The organism is Pseudomonas sp. SP16.1 (assembly GCF_052682975.1).
The window spans coordinates 1193111-1214749 of record NZ_JBQYFZ010000001.1 but is presented as its reverse complement, the minus strand read 5'-3'; the positions used below and the strand labels follow the sequence as shown (position 1 = coordinate 1214749).

At 64.0% G+C, this 21639-nt stretch carries 16 protein-coding genes; 1 reads left to right on the top strand and 15 read right to left on the bottom strand.

Annotated elements, in window-relative coordinates:
• Positions 1-6: 6 nt before the first annotated feature.
• From rfbD to mtnA, 15 genes are all read right to left on the bottom strand, one after another.
• Positions 7-900, bottom strand: a complete 894-nt coding sequence (gene rfbD, locus ACUTAF_RS05955; protein ID WP_445579111.1) for a dTDP-4-dehydrorhamnose reductase — start codon at positions 898-900, stop codon at positions 7-9.
• Positions 897-1955 (bottom strand): dTDP-glucose 4,6-dehydratase, encoded by a 1059-nt coding sequence (gene rfbB / locus ACUTAF_RS05950; RefSeq protein ID WP_445579110.1) that lies wholly within the window; start codon positions 1953-1955, stop codon positions 897-899. The genes rfbD and rfbB overlap by 4 nt, the downstream gene beginning before the upstream one ends.
• A gap of 5 nt (positions 1956-1960) precedes the next feature.
• Complete coding sequence (locus tag ACUTAF_RS05945; protein WP_445579109.1) at positions 1961-2956, bottom strand: glycosyltransferase family 2 protein; 996 nt, start codon at positions 2954-2956, stop codon at positions 1961-1963.
• A 2-nt stretch (positions 2957-2958) separates the two neighbouring features.
• Positions 2959-4353, bottom strand: a complete 1395-nt coding sequence (locus ACUTAF_RS05940) for a phosphohexomutase domain-containing protein (RefSeq protein ID WP_445579108.1) — start codon at positions 4351-4353, stop codon at positions 2959-2961.
• Positions 4354-4451: 98 nt separating this feature from the next.
• Positions 4452-5921, bottom strand: a complete 1470-nt coding sequence (locus ACUTAF_RS05935; RefSeq protein ID WP_445579107.1) for an MBL fold metallo-hydrolase RNA specificity domain-containing protein — start codon at positions 5919-5921, stop codon at positions 4452-4454.
• A 231-nt stretch (positions 5922-6152) separates the two neighbouring features.
• Positions 6153-6437 (bottom strand): integration host factor subunit beta, encoded by a 285-nt coding sequence (gene ihfB, locus ACUTAF_RS05930; protein WP_129483565.1) that lies wholly within the window; start codon positions 6435-6437, stop codon positions 6153-6155.
• Positions 6438-6844: 407 nt separating this feature from the next.
• Positions 6845-8527 (bottom strand): 30S ribosomal protein S1, encoded by a 1683-nt coding sequence (gene rpsA, locus ACUTAF_RS05925; protein ID WP_445579106.1) that lies wholly within the window; start codon positions 8525-8527, stop codon positions 6845-6847.
• A 149-nt stretch (positions 8528-8676) separates the two neighbouring features.
• Positions 8677-9342: a (d)CMP kinase gene (gene cmk / locus ACUTAF_RS05920; RefSeq protein WP_445579105.1), complete on the bottom strand. Its 666-nt coding sequence runs from the start codon at positions 9340-9342 to the stop codon at positions 8677-8679.
• The gene (locus ACUTAF_RS05915; RefSeq protein WP_445579104.1) at positions 9339-11579 is read right to left on the bottom strand and encodes a bifunctional prephenate dehydrogenase/3-phosphoshikimate 1-carboxyvinyltransferase; all 2241 of its coding nucleotides are present in this window, start codon (positions 11577-11579) and stop codon (positions 9339-9341) included. Before ACUTAF_RS05915 ends, cmk begins: the two co-directional genes overlap by 4 nt.
• Positions 11576-12685 (bottom strand): histidinol-phosphate transaminase, encoded by a 1110-nt coding sequence (gene hisC, locus ACUTAF_RS05910; RefSeq protein ID WP_445579103.1) that lies wholly within the window; start codon positions 12683-12685, stop codon positions 11576-11578. The genes ACUTAF_RS05915 and hisC overlap by 4 nt, the downstream gene beginning before the upstream one ends.
• Positions 12682-13302 carry an adenylyl-sulfate kinase gene (gene cysC / locus ACUTAF_RS05905; protein WP_445582408.1) on the bottom strand — a complete coding sequence of 207 codons (621 nt, stop codon included), beginning with the start codon at positions 13300-13302 and terminating at the stop codon, positions 12682-12684. The genes hisC and cysC overlap by 4 nt, the downstream gene beginning before the upstream one ends.
• Before the next feature lie 39 nt (positions 13303-13341).
• Positions 13342-14436 (bottom strand): prephenate dehydratase, encoded by a 1095-nt coding sequence (gene pheA / locus ACUTAF_RS05900; RefSeq protein WP_445579102.1) that lies wholly within the window; start codon positions 14434-14436, stop codon positions 13342-13344.
• 1 nt (position 14437) lies between these two features.
• Positions 14438-15523, bottom strand: a complete 1086-nt coding sequence (gene serC / locus ACUTAF_RS05895; protein WP_445579101.1) for a 3-phosphoserine/phosphohydroxythreonine transaminase — start codon at positions 15521-15523, stop codon at positions 14438-14440.
• Positions 15524-15647: 124 nt separating this feature from the next.
• Positions 15648-18410, bottom strand: a complete 2763-nt coding sequence (gyrA, locus tag ACUTAF_RS05890) for a DNA gyrase subunit A (protein WP_445579100.1) — start codon at positions 18408-18410, stop codon at positions 15648-15650.
• Positions 18411-18802: 392 nt separating this feature from the next.
• Positions 18803-19879, bottom strand: coding sequence for an S-methyl-5-thioribose-1-phosphate isomerase (mtnA, locus tag ACUTAF_RS05885; RefSeq protein WP_445579099.1), 1077 nt, complete (start codon positions 19877-19879; stop codon positions 18803-18805).
• Positions 19880-20173: 294 nt separating this feature from the next.
• Here mtnA and ACUTAF_RS05880 point away from each other — a divergent pair, with 294 nt between their 5' ends.
• Complete coding sequence (locus tag ACUTAF_RS05880; RefSeq protein WP_445579098.1) at positions 20174-21493, top strand: TRZ/ATZ family hydrolase; 1320 nt, start codon at positions 20174-20176, stop codon at positions 21491-21493.
• The last annotated feature ends 146 nt before the right edge of the window (positions 21494-21639 follow it).

Here is a 21639-nt window from a genome sequence, read left to right as displayed (position 1 = left end):
CGGTCCTTAATTGTTCAGTTCAATCAGCATGCGTTTGACGTGGAACTCCCACGCGGGGAGTTGCAGGCCAAACGTCTGTTGCAATTTCTGATTATCCAGCCTGGAGTTGGCCGGGCGCTGGGCGGGTACGGGGTATTCCGCGGTGGTGATCGGGTGAATATTTTCCGCCGTGGCGCGCAGGGGCATGCCCAGGCGAGCCGCCTCGGCAATGACGAACTGCGCATAGCCATGCCAACTGGTTGCACCACTGGAGACTAGGTGGTAGGTGCCGCTGGCGGTTTTGCCCAACGCCACATCGGTGGCTATGCGCTGCAGCAGCAGCGCCGTTACGTCGGCAATCAGTTCGGCGCTGGTGGGCGCGCCAATCTGGTCGGCGACAACACGCAGCTGTTCCCTCTCTGCCGCGAGGCGCAGCATGGTTTTGGCGAAGTTACCGCCCCGCGCGGCATACACCCAGCTGGTACGCAGAATCAGGTGCCGGCAACCACTTGCCCGGATGGCTTGTTCCCCCTCCAGCTTGGTTTGCCCGTAAACGCTCAGCGGCGCCGTCGGGTCATCCTCGACATAGGCGCCGGGCTTGTTACCCGCGAACACATAGTCGGTCGAGTAATGCACCAGCCAGGCATCCAGCTTGTGCGCGGCAACCGCAAGTGCGGCTACGGATTCGGCATTGACCTTTCTTGCGCGTTCGACATCCGACTCGGCCTTGTCTACCGCGGTATAGGCGGCGGCATTGACGATGACGGCTGGCTGCTCGCGGTCAACCAGCTCGCTCAAGGCCTGGGGATTTTCCAGGTCGGCCGAGTGGCGGTCGCAAATCACCAACTGGCCTAGCGGTGCAAGCGACCTTTGCAGTTCCCAGCCAACCTGTCCGTTGGCGCCCAGCAGTAGAATTTTCATTGGTATTGCTTGCTCACCCAATCCCGATAGTTGCCGCTGGTGATGTTGTTGACCCACTCCTGGTTGTCCAGGTACCAGCGCACGGTCTTGCGAATACCGGTTTCAAAGGTTTCCGCCGGTTTCCAGCCCAGTTCGCGCTCGAGCTTGCTGGCATCGATGGCGTAACGCCGGTCATGGCCGGGACGGTCTTTGACGAAGGTGAGTTGCTCACGGTAGCTGAGCCCGTCGGCGCGCGGCTGCTCCTGGTCGAGGATATCGCAGAGGGTGTGGACGACATCGAGGTTGGCCTTTTCGTTCCAGCCACCGACGTTGTAGGTCTCGCCCAGCTTGCCCCCCTCCAGCACGCGGCGGATGGCGCTGCAGTGATCCTTCACGTACAGCCAGTCACGGATCTGCTGGCCATCGCCGTAGATGGGCAGGTCTTTGCCCGCCAGGGCGTTGTGGATCACCAGCGGGATCAGCTTCTCGGGGAAGTGGTAAGGGCCGTAATTGTTGGAGCAGTTGGTGGTGAGAACCGGCAAGCCGTAAGTGTGATGGTAGGCGCGCACCAGATGGTCGGAGGCCGCCTTCGAAGCCGAATAGGGGCTATTCGGCTCGTACTGGTTGGTTTCCGTGAAGGCTGGATCAGTCGGGCTTAAGGAGCCGTATACCTCATCGGTGGATACATGCAGAAAACGGAATGTTCCTGCTGCTTCGCCGCTCAGGCCCTTCCAGTAGGCGCGCACCGCTTCCAGCATGCGGAAGGTGCCGACGATGTTGGTCTGGATGAAGTCTTCCGGGCCATGAATCGAGCGATCCACATGCGACTCGGCCGCGAAATTGACCACGGCGCGCGGCTGATATTTTTCCAGCAACTCTGCTACCAAAGCCTGATCACCGATGTCCCCTTGCACGAAGGTGTGCCGCGCATCAGCCTCCAGGCTTTGCAGATTTGCCAGGTTACCGGCATAGGTCAGCTTATCGAGGCTGACAACCGCTTCGTCATGATGCGCCAACCAGTCGAGGACAAAATTCGCCCCGATAAAACCGGCACTACCCGTTACCAAAATGGTCATGTCCTTCAAACTCTCCCGATACTAGCGGCCAACACAAGGCCGATATTGCCTAAAGATGTCTGCCGGTATAGGCCGGCTTGTTTCAACAAATACATGCGCTTTACAAGGCTGCTTGCTCGCGCCCGCTCAAAACGTTCGAGGGTTGCGCGACTCTCGCTGGTCAGGTGCTTGGTGCAACTGCTGAGCAGATAAAGATTGTGGCGATTCCATTCGCGAAAAGTACCGGCAAACATTTTGCGGATGCGCACCAGGCGATCCGTAAAGCCTGAATTCGCACCGATCAGATTGGATCCATGCTGGCGGTAGTCGAGAGTTGGCGCTGGATCATAAATGACTTTTCCACCACAACCGCTGACCAGTAAGTACGTTAGCCAGTCATGGGAAACGATATAGGCATCGCCTGGCGTTTTGGCCAGGAGATCTCTTGCCGCTGCATTCAGCAGCATGGTGTTGGCCCCCGCCAGGCTTTGCACCAGAGCGTTGCAGAAGCTGGGCGCTTTAGCGAACAGGGGCGAATAGCCAATCACCTGCCCTGAAGCATCGATCAGACGTGTTCGGGAGCAGAATAAAGCCGGTAGCGTCGGCGGGGTGCCCGACAACTTGGCCAGCCCCCTTTCCAGCTTATCCACGAACCAGAGATCGTCCTGATCGCTGAAGGCGTAATAATCGGCGCTGATCGTGGGGTTCTTGACCAGTGACATGAAGTTCTTGGCGAACCCCTGACGCGGCCCCTGCTGGATGATCAGTCGCTCCGCGCCGAGCATTTTCTGGTAGCGCTGCAGGATGCTCAGCGTTGCATCGTTTGAACCATCATCCGATGCATAAATCACCCAATCTTTATGGGTCTGCTGAACAAAAGAATCCAGCTGCGGGGCAAGGAAGTCTGCACCGTTATAGGTGCAGAGAAGAATGGCCACCTTGGCGGTTGCCGCTACGGGATGTGAGCTTGAAGCGACTTCTAATTCACACTTAGCCGGCTGAATGATCTCCTGCTTTTTCATCGTCACATCGCTCGAACCTGAGCCGCCTCGCTCACATCCCGAATAACGGCCTCTATCGTGCGAACCTGCTCGGCAACCAACACCGAATCAGCCCGAGCCTCAATGTTCAACCGCAACAACGGCTCGGTATTCGACGAACGCAGGCTCATGCGCCAGCCGGCAAACTCCAGGCTGATGCCATCGGTGGTGTCCAGCGTCGGGCTCTGCTCGGCATAGTGGTCCAGCACAGCCTGGATCACGGCCTTGGCGTCGTTGACGCGGTAGTTGATCTCGCCGCTGCAGGGGTAGGCGGCCATACGTTCGTCGAGCAGTTGCGCGAGCGATTGGCCCCGGGTGCTGATCAGTTCGGCCACCAGCAGCCAGGGGATCATGCCGCTGTCGCAGTAGGCGAAGTCGCGGAAGTAGTGGTGGGCGCTCATTTCGCCGCCATAGATGGCGTTTTCCTTGCGCATGCGTTCCTTGATGAAGGCGTGGCCGGTCTTGCTCTGGATGGCCTGGCCCCCTGCCCTTGCCACGATGTCGATGGTGTTCCAGGTCAGGCGTGGGTCGTGGATGATCTTGGCGCCTGGCTCCTTCTTGAGGAAGGCTTCGGCGAGCAGGCCGACGATGTAGTAGCCCTCGATGAAGCGGCCGTTTTCGTCGAACAGGAAGCAGCGGTCGAAATCGCCATCCCAGGCGATGCCCATGTCGGCGTTATGGGCCTTGACGGCATCGGCGGTGGCGGCGCGGTTTTCCGGCAGCAGCGGGTTGGGAATGCCGTTGGGGAAGCTGCCGTCCGGCTGGTGGTGCACCTTGATGAATTCGACCTTGGCACCCATGGCCTGGAAGCGTTGCTCCAGGGCGTCGATGACGTGGCCGGCGGCGCCGTTACCGGCGTTGACCACCAGTTTCAGCGGCTTGAGCTGTGCGGCATCGAGGTAGCCGAGCAGGTGCTCAATATAGGCATCTAGGCAGGTCTGGCGGGTGAGCTGGCCGCGCTGGGCAACCGCTGGGAAGGCGTTGGCTTCGGCGAAGCCCTGGATGTCCTTGAGGCCGGTGTCACCGCTGATCGGCTGGGCGCCGCGGCGCACTAGCTTCATGCCGTTGAAGTCGATGGGGTTGTGGCTGGCGGTGACTTCGATGCCACCGTCGACATCCAGGTGGAAGGCGGCGAAGTAGACTTCTTCGGTGCCGGTCATGCCCAGATCGATGACATCGCAGCCGGCGTCCATCAGGCCGTTGGCCAGGGCCTGCTTGAGCGGCTCGCTGGACAGGCGCATGTCGCCACCGATAACCACTTTCTTGGCATCGAGGAACTGGGCGTAGGCGCGGCCGACGCGGTAGGCGATGTCTTCGTTGAGTTCGGCGCCGAGTTGGCCACGGATGTCATAGGCTTTGAAGCAGGTCAGGCTGGTCACGATTAAAAACTTCTTCCTGGGTAGTTACGATGCCCTTCCGCACACCGAAAGGAGGGTGTAAGGGTCAGCTAGATGAGTTGCACACAGTCGCACTCCATTCACTCCGCTATCACGACCTCCACGACATGCCCCTTCTTCGCTAGGCACTGAACTAATGTCCGAGCGAAACGCTCCTTGACCGTTCGCTCCCCATGCACAATCCGCACCTCTGACGGCCAATGGCGCATCCGGGTAACGAATCCGAGCAATCCCTTCTGGTCGGCATGTGCGGAATAACCGCCCATGGTATGGACTTGCGCGCGTATGTCATAGCGCTGCCCGTCCATTTCCACGAATCCGCCCTTCGGCCCGAAGCGCTTGATCTGCCTGCCGATCGTGCCTTCGGCCTGGTAGCCAACGAACAACACGTTATGCCGGACATCCCCGAGCATGGCCTTGAGGTAGTTGACAATCCGGCCACTGGAACACATACCGTTGCCGGCGATCACGATAGCCGGCTGGCCGGTTTGGGCCAGGCGGTTGACCATGGCCAGGTGCGCCTGGTGGCTGTCCACCGTCAGCAGGTTGTCGAAGGTCAGCGGCTTGCGCCCACCTCTGACTCGGGCGAGTGCTTCGACATCCCAAAACGGCTCAAGTTCCCGGTAGACACGAGTAAAACGACTGGCGAGCGGTGAATCCAGGATGATCGGCAGGTTGTGCCAGTCGATGGCCGAGGCACTACCCCTCACCCCAACCCTCTCCCCAGCGGGGAGAGGGAGCTGGTTACGCCGTGCTCGGCGATGCAGGATATCTTCCAGCTCGTAGAGCAACTCCTGGGTGCGGCCGATGCTGAAGGCCGGGATCAATACCGTACCCTGGTCGGCCAGGGCTTGCTCCAGCACCGCCTCGAGGCGCTTGCGGCGATTGCGCCGATCTTCGTGCAGGCGATCGCCGTAGGTGCTCTCGATCACCAGGATATCGGCGCGATGCAGTGCCTTGGGCGCAGGCAGGATCGGCGCATGGGGCGCGCCGAGATCGCCGGAGAACACCACGCGCTTGCGCACGCCCGTTGCCGGGTAGTGCAGATCCACCTCCACGTAGGCCGAGCCGAGGATATGGCCGGCGCGCTGCAGGCGGATGCGCGCCTGCAGCTGCGCGCTGTCGACCAGGCTGAACCAGGTCTTGTAGGGCAAGGCGACGATGCGTTGTTCGATCAACTTGAGGTAGCGCGCAACCTTGTCCTGATCGCGACTGAAGCCGAGCTTGAAGGCATCCTCCAGCACGATGGGCAGCAGCTTGGCGGATGGCTCGCTGCAGAGGATTGGGCCCTTGAAACCTGCGGCCAGCAGGTAAGGAATGCGCCCGACGTGATCGATATGCACGTGAGTGGCGACCAATGCGAGGATACCGGCAAGGGAAAACTCGATCTCGAGGCGGTTCGCCCCCGCCCCGCCCCCTGGCGAGGTCTCGGTTCCCTGGAATAATCCGCAGTCGACAAGCAGCGAGTGTTCGGCGTCCATCCGTAGCTGATGGCAGGAGCCGGTCACGCCGGAAACGGCGCCGTGATGAACAATGGAGGGGTACCGCACGAGTCAATCCCTTAACGCAGACGAAAACTACGGGGACTCAGCCCCAGGTGCGGATCACTAGGTTCGGCAGACGAAAGACGCCGACGAATCAGGAATGAGACCAGTCAACTGGCAATGTGATAGCCCGCACATTTTGCATGCTTTTTATTTTTGCGCAAGCAAGACAAAGGTTTGACGCCACGAGACCAGCCAGGCAACGAACGACCTTCGCAATCAGGCCGCCGAGCGGCGCTATTCCTCTTCGTTCACCCGATCGCGCAGCTCCTTGCCTGGCTTGAAATGCGGCACGAACTTGCCGTCCAGGCGCACCGACTGACCGGTTTTCGGATTGCGACCCACGCGCGGGGCGCGGTAGTGCAGGGAGAAACTGCCGAAGCCGCGGATTTCGATGCGGTCGCCAGTGGCCAATGCCTGGGACATTTGTTCCAGCATGGTCTTGATGGCCAGCTCGACATCCTTGGAGGACAGCTGACCTTGATGGGTGACAATCCTTTCGATCAACTCCGACTTGGTCATGGTTTTCCCTTCTTTTTCAAGCGGCTAGATCACTCGATAGAATGGTTTTAGCATGCTGGTCAGCTTTTGAACAGCCTAAAAAACAAGGTGTTAGCGAGTTATGGGGTTAGCTGTGGTAACGGGAGCTTTGTGTAGGAGGTATGCCTCGAGGCGAAGCTTTTGGTCATGAGCCTGGTATTGCTGGCTGGCCGCGATTCGCCGCGGGGCGCGGCTCCTACAGGGAGGCGTTGTTTGCGGCTTGGTGTAGGAGCCCCGACTCGGGGCGAGGCTTTTTGGGCAGGAGCTGATATTGCTGGCCGGCCGCGATTCGCCGCGGGGCGCGGCTCCTACAAGGGTATTTGGTGGATACAGAAACGAAAAAGGGCGGCCCGAGGGCCGCCCTTTTTTCTTCGATGAATTACCCGAACTTAGTTCTGGTTTTCCATCTGAGCACGGATCAGATCACCGATGGTGGTCGGGCCGGTGCTTTCAACGTCTTGCTTGTTACGCAGTTCCTTCATCGCGTCCTTCTCGTCCTCGACGTCTTTCGACTTGATGGACAGGCTGATAACGCGGGACTTGCGGTCGACGCTGATGATCTTGGCTTCTACTTCGTCGCCTTCCTTCAGGACGTTACGCGCGTCTTCGACGCGGTCACGGCTGATTTCGGAGGCTTTCAGGGTAGCTTCGATCTCGTTGCCCAGGTCGATGATGGCGCCCTTGGCATCCACTTCCTTCACGACGCCACGGACGATGGTGCCCTTGTCGTTGAGGGAAACGTAGTTGCTGAACGGATCGTCTTCCAGCTGCTTGATGCCCAGGGAGATGCGCTCGCGCTCCGGGTCGACCGACAGGATGACGGTTTCCAGCTCGTCGCCCTTCTTGAAGCGACGCACGGCTTCTTCGCCGGCTTCGTTCCAGGAGATGTCGGACAGGTGAACCAGGCCGTCGATGCCGCCGTCCAGACCAATGAAGATACCGAAATCGGTGATCGACTTGATGGTGCCGGAGATCTTGTCACCCTTGTTGAACTGGCCGGAGAAGTCTTCCCACGGGTTGGTCTTGCACTGCTTGATACCCAGGGAGATACGACGACGCTCTTCGTCGATGTCCAGAACCATGACTTCCACTTCGTCGCCGACGTTGACGACCTTCGACGGGTGGATGTTCTTGTTGGTCCAGTCCATTTCGGAAACGTGTACCAGGCCTTCCACGCCCTCTTCCAGCTCGGCGAAGCAGCCGTAGTCGGTGAGGTTGGTGACGCGGGCAACAACGCGGGTGTTTTCCGGGTAACGGGCCTTGATGGCAACCCACGGATCTTCGCCCAGCTGCTTCAGACCCAGGGAGACGCGGTTGCGCTCGCGGTCGTACTTCAGGACCTTGACGTCGATCTCGTCGCCAACGTTGACGATCTCGGACGGATGCTTGATGCGCTTCCAGGCCATGTCGGTGATGTGCAGCAGGCCGTCTACGCCGCCCAGGTCCACGAAGGCGCCGTAGTCGGTGAGGTTCTTGACGATACCCTTGACCTGCTGGCCTTCCTGCAGGGATTCCAGCAGGGCTTCGCGCTCGGCGCTGTTCTCGGCTTCCAGCACGCTGCGGCGGGAAACGACAACGTTGTTGCGCTTCTGGTCCAGCTTGATGACCTTGAACTCGAGCTCTTTGCCTTCCAAGTGGGTAGTGTCACGCACCGGACGGACGTCGACCAGGGAACCCGGCAGGAACGCGCGGATGCCGTTGACGTCGACGGTGAAGCCGCCCTTGACCTTGCCGTTGATAACGCCCTTGACCACTTCTTCAGCGTTGAACGCAGCTTCCAGAACCAGCCAGGATTCAGCGCGCTTGGCTTTCTCGCGGGACAGCTTGGTTTCACCGAAGCCATCTTCAACCGCGTCCAGCGCGACGTGGACTTCGTCACCGACCTTGATGGTCAGCTCGCCTTGTTCGTTGAAGAACTGGTCGAGCGGGATGACGCCCTCGGACTTCAGGCCGGCGTGGACGGTAACCCAGTCACCGTCGATGTCGACCACGATGCCGGTGATGATGGCGCCCGGCTGCATGTCGAGGGATTTCAGGCTTTCTTCAAAAAGTTCTGCAAAGCTTTCGCTCATGTTGATTCCTGTTGATCAAGGGCGGGGATTCGCCCAAACCACACTCCAGACAATGTGGGTTCGTTCATGTAAAAAGAGGCCTGCGGGACTAGGACTGGTCTCCCGCATGCCTCCTTGCGAGTCCATCAGCTTATAGCAGCTGCGACTCTTTACCCGGCGAGATCGCGATCGGCGACCTCGCGCAGAATGCGCTCTAACACTTGCTCGATGGACAGCTCGGTGGAATCCAGCAGGATTGCGTCGGCTGCCGGCTTGAGCGGCGCCACCGCGCGCTGGGTATCGCGCTCGTCGCGCGCCCGAATCTCGTCGAGAAGACTCGCGAGATTAACATCATCGCCCTTGGCCTTCAACTGCAGGTAACGGCGACGCGCGCGTTCCTCGGCGCTGGCGGTGAGGAATACCTTCAGCGGCGCCTCGGGAAACACCACGGTACCCATGTCGCGGCCATCGGCGACCAGACCCGGCGCCTCCTGAAAGGCGCGCTGGCGCTGCAGCAGCGCATCGCGCACCGCCGGCAACGAAGCGACCATGGACGCGCCGGCACCGATCTGCTCGTTGCGGATGGCGTCGGTCACCTCCTCGCCTTCGAGCACGATGCGCTTGTCGATGAACTGCACATCGAGGTGCGCTGCCAGTTGCTTCAGCGCCTCCTCGTTGGTCAGGTCGATGCCGTGGTTGCCGGCAGCGAAGGCCAGCAGGCGATACAGCGCGCCGGAGTCGAGCAGGTTCCAGCCCAGCTGCTTGGCCAGCAGGGCACAGAGGGTGCCCTTGCCGGAGCCGCTCGGCCCGTCGACCGTAATGACCGGAGCGTTCATGCCTTGCCCTCTTCGGCGACCTGGATGCCCACTTCAGCCGCCAGGGCGAGGAAGTTGGGGAAGGAAGTGGCGACGTTGGCGCAGTCGTGGATACGGATCGGCGCGCTGGCACGCAGCGAGGCGACGCTGAAGGACATGGCGATACGGTGGTCGCCATGGGCCCATACCTCGCCACCGCCGATAGGGCCGCCTTCGATGACGATGCCGTCCGGGGTCGGCTCGGCCTTCACGCCGAGGGCGACCAGCCCATCGGCCATCACCTGGATACGGTCGGACTCCTTGACCCGCAACTCCTCGGCGCCACGCAGCACGGTGCGGCCCTCGGCACAGGCGGCGGCGACGAACAGCACCGGGAATTCGTCGATGGCCAGCGGCACCAGGTCCTCGGGAATATCGATGCCTTTCAGCTTGGCGCTACGCACGCGAATATCGGCCACCGGCTCGCCGCCCACCTCGCGCTGGTTCTCCAGGCTGATATCGCCGCCCATCAGCTTGAGGATGTCGATCACCCCGGTGCGGGTCGGGTTGATGCCGACGTGCTCGAGCACCAGCTCGGAGCCTTCGGCAATGCTCGCTGCGACCAGGAAGAAGGCTGCCGAGGAAATGTCGGCCGGCACCTCGATGCGGGTAGCCGTGAGCTTGTGCCCGGATTCGACGCTGGCGGTGCTGCCCTCCACGCTCACCGGGTAGCCGAAGCCGCGCAACATGCGCTCGGTATGGTCGCGGGTCGGCGCCGGCTCGGTCACCGAGGTGCGGCCTGCAGCATACAGGCCGGCCAGCAGCAGGCAGGACTTGACCTGGGCGCTGGCCATCGGCATCTCGTACTCCATGCCGGTCAGGCGCTGGCCGCCCTTGATGGTCAGCGGTGGACGCCCTTCCGGGCCGGTCTCGATCACCGCGCCCATCTCGCGCAGGGGCTTGGCCACGCGGTTCATCGGGCGCTTGGACAGCGAGGGATCACCGGTCAGCGTGGTGTCGAACGGCTGCGCGGCGAGCAGGCCGGACAGCAGGCGCATGGAGGTGCCGGAGTTGCCCATGTACAGCGGGCCGGCCGGCGCCTTCAGGCCCTTGAGGCCGACACCATGAATGGTCACCCGGCCGTGGTGCGGACCTTCGATCACCACACCCATGTCGCGGAAGGCCTGCAGGGTGGCCAGGGCGTCCTCGCCCTCGAGGAAGCCCTCGACCTCGGTCGTGCCCTCGGCCAGCGAGCCGAGCATGATCGAGCGGTGCGAGATGGACTTGTCGCCGGGGACGCGAATGCGTCCGGACAGGCTGCTACCGGGTTTTGCCAGGAAAATCAGATCGGTCGAGTGCATAGCGTCCACATAGGCCCTGCGGGCCAGAATTTTGCTGAAATGTTCGCGGGCCACGCGGGCGCGGGTGAACACGCCCAGCAGTTGATGCCCATCCCCGGCGTCGACCGCGTCGCGCAGGGCGTCGAGGTCGTCGCGAAAGGTATCCAGGGTGCGCAGCACGGCCTCGCGGTTGGCGAGGAAGATATCGTGCCACATCACCGGATCGCTGCCGGCGATCCGCGTGAAATCGCGGAAGCCGCCGGCGGCATAGCGGAAAATCTCCAGGTTCTCGCTGCGCTTGGCCAGCGAGTCGACCAGGGTGAAGGCCAGCAGGTGCGGCAGGTGGCTGGTGGCAGCGAGCACCTGGTCGTGGTGCTCCACCTCCATCAGCTCGACATCCGCGCCCAGCTCGCGCCACAAACCCTGCACCAGCGCCAGGGCCGCCTCGTCGCTGTGCTCGCAGGGCGTGAGAATCACCTTGTGGCGACGGAACAGCGTCGCCTTGGCCGCCTCCACCCCGCTCTGCTCGGAGCCGGCGATGGGATGGCCCGGCACCAGCCGCACATTCTTGCCGGCGAAGGCCAGCCGCGCGGCGCGCACCACGTTGCCCTTGGCGCTGCCGACGTCGGTCAGCACCGCGCCGCCCAGATCGAGCTTGGCCAGCTCGGCCAGCAGTTTCTCCATGGCCAGGATAGGCACCGCCAGCTGGATCACCTCGGCGCCCTGACAGGCGGCGGCCAGGTCGGTCTCGCAGCGATCGACCACGCCGAGCTGCACCGCCAGGCGGCGCGACTCGGCATCCAGGTCGACGCCCACCACCTCGCGGCACAGGCCGCGTTCGCGCAGGCCCTTGGCGAAGGAACCGCCGATCAGGCCGAGACCGACCACCACCAGGCGGCCGATCCTAGGGACGTTCGATTGCACTGCGGTGACAGTCACGCGGACAACACCTTGGCCAGGGCCTCGAGGAAGCGCGCGTTCTCCTGCGGCAGACCGATGGACACGCGCAGGAAGTTGGGCATGCGGTAGCCGGCCATTGGCCGCACTATCACGCCCTCACGCAGCAGCGCCTGGTTGATGGCCGCGGTGTCGCGGCCGAAGTCGACGGCGATAAAGTTGCCCTTGGAGGCAATCCAGCTCAGGCCCAGCGCACGCAGGCCGTCCTGCAACTGCTGCATGCCGGCATCGTTGAGCCGACGGCTCTCGGCCAGGTATTCGGCGTCGGCCAGCGCGGCGCAAGCGGCGGCCAGGGCCAGGCTGTTGACGTTGAACGGCTGGCGCACGCGGTTGAGCACATCGGCGATGGCCGACGAGCTGATCGCGTAACCCACGCGCAGCGCGGCCAGGCCATAGGCCTTGGAGAAGGTGCGCGAAACCAGCAGGTTGGGGTAGCGGGCCAGGTAGTCGAGGCCATCCGGCAGCTCATCGCCCTCGGCGTATTCGATATAGGCCTCGTCCAGCACCACCAGCACCGACTCCGGCACCCTGGCCAGGAAGGCCTCCAGCGCCGCCGGGCCGAACCAGGTGCCGGTGGGGTTGTTGGGGTTGGCAATGAACACCACGCGGGTATTGGCGTCGATGGCCGCGAGCATGGCGTCCAGGTCGTGGCCGTAGTCCCTGGCCGGTACCACCTTGCCCTGCGCGCCGACCGCCTGGGTGGCGATGGGGTAGACGGCGAAGGCGTAGTCGCTGAACACCGCGTTGAGACCGGGCGCCAGGTAGGCGCGGGCAACCAGTTCGAGGATGTCGTTGGAGCCGTTGCCCAGGGTGACCTGCGCCACGTTCACGCCATAACGCGCGGCCAGAGCGGTCTTGAGGGCGAAACCGTTGCCGTCGGGGTAGCGGGTCAGCTCGTCCAGTGCCGCGCGGACCGCTTCCAGCACCTTGGCGCTGGGGCCGAGCGGGTTCTCGTTGCTGGCCAGCTTGACGATGCCAGCCGGATCGAGCCCCAGCTCGCGGGCCAGTTCGTCGACCGGCTTGCCCGGCACGTAGGGGGACAGCTTCTGCACGCCTGGCTGGGCCAGGGCAAGGAAATCGCAAGTCATGAACCGATGCTCTTCTCTAATGCGACACTGTTGGCGAAACCGTCGGCATCGGCACCACGCCGCAGTGCACCTCGATTCCGCAGATAGTCATGAATCCGCTCAACGGCCTCCTCGACCTCCAGCTCGCTGGTGTCGATACGCAACTCGGCCGCCAGCGGCGCCTCGAAGGGTGAGTCCAGGCCGGTGAAATCCCTGATCAGCCCCGCACGCGCCTGGCGATAAAGCCCCTTTGGATCACGTCGCTCGCACACCTGCAGCGGCGTATCGACGAACACCTCGATGAACCGACCAGGCAAGAGTTGGCGAATGGCATCGCGATCCACTCGAAATGGCGAGATGAAGGCAGCCATGACGATTAGACCGGCGTCGACCATCAGCGCCGCCACCTCGCCGGCGCGACGGATGTTTTCCCGACGGTCCGACGCGGAGAAACCGAGATCCCGGTTGAGCCCGCGTCGCAGGATGTCGCCATCGAGCAGGTAGGTATGATGGCCGGCCGCATGCAGCCGGCGATCGAGCGCCTCGGCCAGGGTCGACTTACCCGCACCGCTGAGGCCGGTGAACCAGACCACGCATGGCTCCTGCCGCTTGGCAAGGGATCGCCCGGCGCAATCCACGCGCCGGCGACCGGGCGGCAGCCGATGATCGGGCTCCACTCAGAGCACCGCCTTCGGATAGGAACCCAGCACCTTGAGCGCCACGGCCTCCTGGCCGATCTTCTCCAACACGTCCTTGATCAGCGGGTCGCGGTGGTGGCCGACGAAATCGATGAAGAACACGTAGGTCCACTTGCCGCTGCGCGACGGGCGGGTTTCGATGCGGGTCAGGTCGATACCGTTGTTGTGGAACGGCACCAGCAGTTCGTGCAGCGCGCCCGGTTTGTTGCGCATGGAGACGATGATCGAGGTCTTGTCGTCGCCGGTCGGCGGTACTTCCTGGCTGCCGATGATGAGAAAGCGCGTGGAGTTGTCCGGGCGATCCTCGATCTTCTCCGCCAGCTTGGTCAGGCCGTAGAGGCTGGCGGCCATGTCGCCGGCGATGGCCGCGCTGTTCCACTCGCTCTTGACCCGCTTGGCGGCGTCGGCGTTGCTGGAGACCGCCACGCGCTCGACGTTCGGGTAGTGCGCGTCGAGCCACTTGCGGCACTGCGCCAGGGACTGGGCGTGGGAGTAGATGCGGGTGATCTTGTCGGTCTTGGTGGTCTCGCCGACCAGCAGGTGATGGTGGATGCGCAACTCCACCTCGCCGCAGATCACCATGTCGTGCTCGAGGAAGCTGTCCAGGGTGTGGTTGATCGCGCCCTCGGTGGAGTTCTCCACCGGCACCACGCCGAAGTTCACCGCGCCGGCGGCCACTTCGCGGAATACCTCGTCGATGGCCGCCATCGGCACGCTGATCACCGCATGACCGAAATGCTTCATCGCCGCGGCCTGGCTGAAGGTGCCTTCCGGGCCGAGGTAGGCGACCTTGAGCGGGTTCTCCAGGGCCAGGCAGGAGGACATGATCTCGCGGAACAGCCGCGCCATCTCCTCGTTGCCCAGCGGGCCCTGGTTGCGCTCCATGATGCGCTTGAGCACCTGGGCCTCGCGCTCGGGCCGGTAGAACACCGGCGACTCGCCCTCCTTGAGCTCCTTCATCTTCACCCGCGCCACTTCCTCGGCGCAGCGCGCGCGGTCGCTGATCAGCTCGAGGATGCGTTCGTCGAGACTGTCGATGCGCAGACGCAGCGCCTGCAGCTCTTGTTCCGACATATCAGCCATGCTCCTTCTCGAACTCGGCCATGTAGGCCACCAGCGCCTCGACGGCGTCCAGGCCGACCGCATTGTAGATGGAGGCGCGCATGCCACCCACCGAACGGTGCCCTTTCAGGTTGAGCAGGCCGCGCGCATCGGCGCCGGCGAGGAAGGCCTTGTCCAGCTTCTCGTCGGCCAGGCGGAACGGTACGTTCATCCAGGAGCGGGCGTTGTGGGCGATGGGGTTGCTGTAGAAATCGCTGCCGTCGATGGCCTTGTACAGCAGGTCCTTCTTGGCGCGATTGATGCGCTCCATGGCCTCGACGCCACCCTGCTCCTTGAGCCACTGGAATACCAGGCCGGACAGGTACCAGGAATAGGTCGCCGGGGTGTTGTACATCGAGCCGTTGTCGGCCGAGACCTTGTAGTCGAGCATGGTCGGGCAGCTGGAGCGGGCGCGGCCGAGCAGGTCCTCGCGCACTATCACCACCACCAGGCCGCTGGGGCCGATGTTCTTCTGTGCGCCGGCGTAGATCAGGCCGAACTGCGAGACGTCGAGCGGACGCGAGAGAATGTCCGAGGACATATCCGCCACCAACGGGGTATCGCCGACCTGCGGCACCCAGTCGAACTGCAGACCGCCGATGGTCTCGTTGCTGCAGTAGTGCACATAGGCGGCGTTCTTCGACAGCTGCCAGTCGTTCTGCCCGGGAATGGCGAAGTAGTCGTGCGCCTTGGCGCTGGCGGCGACGTTGATGGCACCGTAGCGACGCGCCTCTTCGATGGCCTTCTTCGACCAGATGCCGGTTTCGACGTAATCGGCCACGCCGTCTTCCGGCAGCAGGTTGAGGGGAATCTCGGCGAACTGCTGGCTGGCGCCGCCTTGGAGAAACAGCACCTTGTAGTCGTTGGGCACGGCGAGCAGATCGCGCAGGTCCTGCTCGGCCTGGGACGCGATGGCCACGTACTCGTCGCTGCGATGGCTCATCTCCATCACCGACAGGCCCTTGCCTTGCCAGTCGAGCATCTCGGCCTGGGCGCGTTCCAGTACGGCGGTCGGCAGCGCGGCCGGGCCGGCGCAGAAGTTAAAAGCTCGCTTGCTCACGTCTGTCTCTCTCGTTACCTGATGACGGCACGACCCTTGTCGGCCACTGCAACGTTACGTAGGAGCCGGCTTGCCGGCGATTTCCGATGATCGTCCGCAAGCGGGCTCCTACTCCTCGAGGCCGTTACTCCTCGCTGCCTTCCTCGGCGTCGGCGAGCGGCGCTTCGGCGCTCTCGGCAACGCCCTCCTCGCCTTCGACCAGCTCGTCCTCTTCGACCGGAGTCGGCTCCTGCACACGCTCCAGGCCAACCAGTATCTCGTCCTTGGCCAGCTTGATCAGGGTCACGCCCTGGGTGTTGCGGCCGGAGCTGGACACCTCGTCGACGCGGGTACGCACCAGCGTGCCCTGGTCGGAGATCAGCATGATCTCCTCGCCGTCCTGCACCTGAATGGCGCCGACCAGCTTGCCGTTGCGTTCGCTGGTGACCATGGCGATCACGCCCTGGCCGCCACGACCGCGACGCGGGAACTTGCCCAACCCCGTGCGCTTGCCGAAGCCGCGCTCGGAGGCGGTCAGAATCTGCGCGCCGGACTCGGGAATCAGCATGGAGATCAGGCGCTGCTCCTTGCCCAGGCGCATGCCGCGCACACCGCGGGCGGTACGGCCCATGGTGCGCACCTTGCTTTCGGCGAAGCGCAGTACCTTGCCAGCATCGGAGAACAGCATGACCTCCTTGGCACCGTCGGTGATCGCGGCGGCGATCAGGGTGTCGCCCTCCTCCAGCTTCAGGGCGATCAGACCGGCGCTGCGCGGACGGCTGAACTGCACCAGCGGGGTCTTCTTCACGGTACCGAAGGCGGTGGCCATGAAGATGAAGGCGCCGGTCGGTTCGGCGATCAGCTCAGGGGTTTCGCCCTCGACTTCTTCGACTTCCTCGGCCTCCACCACTTCGACGGTTTCGCCTTCGATCACCACGCCTTCGTCGTCCAGTTCTTCGTCGGCGCCGGCGCTCTGCTGCAGGGCTTCGAGGTCGATCTGCAGCATCGCGGTGATGCGCTCGCCCTCGTCCAGCGGCAACAGGTTGACCAGCGGACGGCCGCGCGCGGTGCGCGACGCCTCGGGAATCTCGAAGGTGCGCAGCCAGTAGACCTTGCCCTTGCTGGAGAACAGCAGCAGGGTCGCATGGCTGTTGGCCACCAGCAGGTGCTCGACGTAGTCCTCGTCCTTCACCCCGGTGGCCGACTTGCCTTTGCCACCGCGGCGCTGCGCCTCGTAGGCGGCCAGCGGCTGGCTCTTGGCGTAGCCGCCGTGGGAGATGGTGACCACGCGCTCTTCCTCAGTGATCAGGTCGGCGATGGTCAGGTCCATGCGCGAGGCGACGATTTCGGTACGGCGGGCGTCGCCGAACTCGGCCTTGACCTTCTCCAGCTCCTCGCGGATCACTTCCATCAGCCGCTCGGGGCTGGTCAGGATATGGATCAGCTCGCCGATCAGCTGGAGGATTTCCTGGTACTCGGCCAGCAGCTTCTCGTGCTCCAGACCGGTCAGGCGGTGCAGGCGCAGCTCGAGGATGGCCTGGGCCTGCTCGGGCGACAGGTAGTACTTGCCGTCGCGCAGGCCGTATTGCGCATCCAGGCCTTCCGGGCGGCAGGAGTCGGCGCCGGCGCGCTCGACCATGGCCTCCACGGCGGAGGACTCCCAGGCGGTGGCGATCAGGCGCTCCTTGGCTTCGGCCGGGGTCGGCGAGGCCTTGATCAGCTCGATCACCGGATCGATGTTGGACAGCGCGACCGCCTGGCCTTCGAGGATATGGCCGCGCTCGCGCGCCTTGCGCAGCTCGTAGACGGTACGCCGGGTCACCACTTCGCGGCGGTGACGGACGAACACCTCGAGCATGTCCTTGAGGTTCAGGGTCTTCGGCTGGCCATCGACCAGCGCCACGACGTTGATGCCGAACACGCTCTGCATCTGGGTCTGGGCGTAGAGGTTGTTGAGTACCACGTCCGGCACTTCGCCACGACGCAGCTCGATCACCACGCGCATGCCATCCTTGTCGGACTCGTCGCGCAGCTCGGTGATGCCCTCGATCTTCTTTTCCTTGACCAGCTCGGCGATCTTCTCGATCAGCCGCGCCTTGTTCAGCTGGTACGGCAGCTCGGTGATCACCAGCTGCTGGCGACCGCCGACCTTGTCGATGTCCTCGACCTCGACGCGGGCGCGGATATAGATGCGCCCGCGGCCGGTGCGATAGGCCTCGATGATGCCGGCGCGACCGTTGATGATGCCGGCGGTGGGGAAATCCGGACCGGGGATGTACTGCATCAGGTCGTCGACGGTGAGGTCGGCGTTGTCGATCAGCGCCAGGCAGCCGTCGATCACTTCACCGAGGTTATGCGGCGGGATGTTGGTGGCCATGCCCACGGCGATACCGGACGAGCCGTTGACCAGCAGGTTGGGCACCTTGGTCGGCATGACCGCCGGGATCTGTTCGGTGCCGTCGTAGTTGGGCACCCAGTCGACGGTTTCCTTGTCCAGGTCGGCCAGCAGCTCGTGCGCCAGCTTGGCCATGCGCACCTCGGTGTAACGCATGGCCGCGGCGTTGTCGCCGTCCACCGAGCCGAAGTTGCCCTGGCCGTCCACCAGCATGTAGCGCAGAGAGAAATCCTGGGCCATGCGCACGATGGTGTCGTACACCGCGGTGTCGCCGTGCGGGTGGTACTTACCGATCACGTCACCGACCACACGGGCGGACTTCTTGTAGGGCTTGTTCCAGTCGTTGCCCAGTTCGCTCATGGCGAACAGCACGCGACGGTGCACCGGCTTCAAGCCATCACGCGCGTCCGGCAGCGCCCGCCCGACGATCACGCTCATCGCGTAGTCGAGGTAGGACTGTTTCAGCTCGTCTTCGATATTGACCGGGAGGATTTCTTTGGCCAGTTCGCCCATGAGAAGCCTGGTTCCTTTTTCTGGTGAAACTCCGCGCCATTCTTCCTGAACGCCATGGAGTACGCCGCCATGGCCTCAGGCCATCGGCGACTCACGATAAATCAACGATTTATGCCACGATTCGATGCAGTGGAGGTGGCCGCGAGCAGCCCCTTTGAAAACTGCCGGAGATTACCACAAAGCGTGCCGTGCACCTACCCCGCAACCGGCGTCGCCACCCCAGCAGGGCAGGCGCACGCAGGAGCCTCGCCGGGGCCGGACCGCCCGAAAGAGCCGCGCCCCCGCGGCGAATCGCGCCCTCACAACAACGGACGACCAGCACAACTTCGCCCGGGGCAGGTCCCCACACTCATCGCCCCGCCCCGCGACAGGCGGACACAGGCTCCCGGCGATCAGTGCAGTCGCTTGCGACACATCAACCGGGCCATCTTGGCGCTATCCGGGCGCTCGACCACACCCTTCTCGGTCACGATGTAGTCGATAAGATCGGCCGGCGTCACATCGAACACCGGATTGACCACTGGCACATCCGCCGCCACCCGCTGCCCGGCGAGCTCCAGCAGCTCGGCACCGCCGCGCTCTTCCAGATGGATGTCCTCGCCGCTTTCCAGCGCCATGTCGATGGTCGAACTGGGCGCCACCACCATGAAGCGCACGCCGTGGTGCATGGCGTTGACCGCCAGCTGGTAGGTGCCGATCTTGTTGGCCACATCGCCATTGGCGGCGATGCGGTCGGCACCGACTATGACCCAGGTAATGCCCTTGGTCTTCATCAGGTGCGCCGCCGCCGCGTCGGCATTCAGGCTCACCGGCACGCCATCGCCGGCCAGCTCCCAGGCGGTCAGGCGCGCACCTTGCAGCCAGGGCCGGGTCTCGCCGACCTGCACCTGCTCGACCAGACCCTCCAGATGAGCCGCGCGGATCACCCCCAGCGCCGTACCGAAACCCCCAGTGGCCAGAGCGCCCGCGTTGCAGTGGGTCAGCAGCACCTGCGGGTTGCCCTGATGCTTGCGGATCAGCTCCATGCCCAGCTGGGCCATGGTCAGGTTGGCCTCGCGATCGCTGACATGGATGGCGACGGCTTCGGCCTCCAGCTGCCCCAGCGCGTCCTCGTCGTTGCGAATCCGTTGCAGGCGCTCGCGCATGCGCTGCAACGCCCAGAACAGATTGACCGCGGTCGGCCGTGACTCGGCCAGGCGGGCAAAGTCGGCCTCCAGCGCCTCACGCCAGTCGCCGCCGGCCTGCAGCCGGGCCCCGGCGGCCAGCACCAGGCCGTAGGCCGCGGCAATACCGATGGCTGGCGCGCCGCGCACTACCATGTCGCGAATCGCCGCGGCCACCGCCGCCGCCGACTCGAAGCGCAGCCAGTTCTGGCGCTGCGGCAACAGGCGCTGATCGAGCAGGTACAGGGCCCCATCGCGCCAGTCGATCGCCTGAACCTTCTCCGCCGCCAGCAGTTGCTCGCGCATCGCACACCTCGCCCTTCGCAATCAAAAAAGTCGCGGATTATACGCAGACAAGCAGGCGCCGGCCGAAGAATCCAGCGCAAGCGCCTGAACCCTGCTGGAGCGAGCGATTCGCGAACAAGCGCCAGGCGCCATTCACCCCTGCGCAGCGAGCCTCATCGCAATGCATATCGGTCTTTCAGCTTCGCACGAGCCCTGGATACAGGTGCCGCGCGCCCGACCGGCTTCAAGCAGCAGGCGTTCCTCTATACACTGGCGAACTTTCTTGCAGCCTTCACGCCAGACGGACAGCCCACCATGCCCGAAGCCCCTCTCGACCTCCTGCTCCTGCCCACCTGGCTGGTGCCCGTCGAACCGGCTGGCGTGGTGCTGCGCGATCATGCCCTGGGTATCCGCGACGGCCGCATCGCCCTGCTCGCCCCGCGCGCCGAGGCCCTGCGCCACGCTGCCCTGGAAGTGCGCGAACTGGCCGATTGCCTGCTCGCTCCCGGCCTGGTCAACACCCATTGCCATGCGGCCATGACCCTGCTGCGCGGCATCGCCGACGACCTGCCGCTGATGACCTGGCTGCACGAGCACATCTGGCCAGCCGAGGGCAAATGGGTCGACGAGGCGTTCGTCCGCGACGGCACCGACCTGGCCATCGCCGAACAGCTCAAGGGCGGCGTCAGCTGCTTCTCCGACATGTACTTCTATCCGCAGACCGCCGCCGACTGCGTCCACCGGGCCGGCATCCGCGCGCAGATCAGCATTCCGGTGCTGGATTTCGCCGTTCCCGGCGCCCGCGACGCCGCCGAGGCACTGCGCCGGGGCCTGCAGCTGTTCGACGACCTCAAGCAGCACCCACGCATCCGCATCGCCTTCGGCCCGCACGCGCCCTACACAGTGAGCGACGACAAGTTCGAGCAGATCCGCGTGCTGGCCGACGAGCTGGACGCCGGCATCCATGTGCACGTGCACGAGACCGCTCAGGAAGTGGCCGACGCCCTCGCCAAGCACGGCGAGCGGCCGCTGGCGCGCCTAGCCCGTCTCGGCCTGCTCGGCCCGCGCTTCCAGGCCGTGCACATGACCCAGATCGACGAGAGCGACCTCGAGCTGCTGGTGGAGAGCAACAGCAGCGTGATCCACTGCCCGGAATCCAATCTCAAGCTGGCCAGCGGTTTCTGCCCGGTCGAACGCCTGTGGCAGGCCGGCGTCAACGTCGCCGTCGGCACCGACGGCGCGGCGAGCAACAACGACCTCGACCTGCTCGGCGAAACCCGTACCGCCGCCCTGCTGGCCAAGGCCGTGGCGGGCTCGGCCACCGCCCTGAATGCCCACGGAGCGCTGCGCATGGCAACCCTCAACGGCGCCCGCGCGCTCGGTCTGGAGGGTCAGATCGGCTCGCTGGAGGTCGGCAAGCTGGCCGACCTGGTGGCCTTCGATCTTTCCGGCCTCGCCCAGCAGCCGGTGTACGACCCGGTGTCGCAACTGATCTATGCCAGCGGCCGCGATTGCGTGAAGCACCTGTGGGTCGGCGGCAAGCAACTGCTCGACGAGCGCCGCCTGACGCGCATGGACGAAGACGAGTTGATCGCGCGGGCCAGGGCCTGGGGCGCGAAGATCGCCAAGAAGTAGCCCGGATGAAATCCGCGACGATACCAGCCCGCCCGGGTTGCATCCGGGCTGCAAGGGCACGATCACTGCGACAAACTGACATACATTGAGAGTCCCCGCGCCGCCCAACGCCGCCGCCGAAACTGGCAACATGGGCGGCACACCGA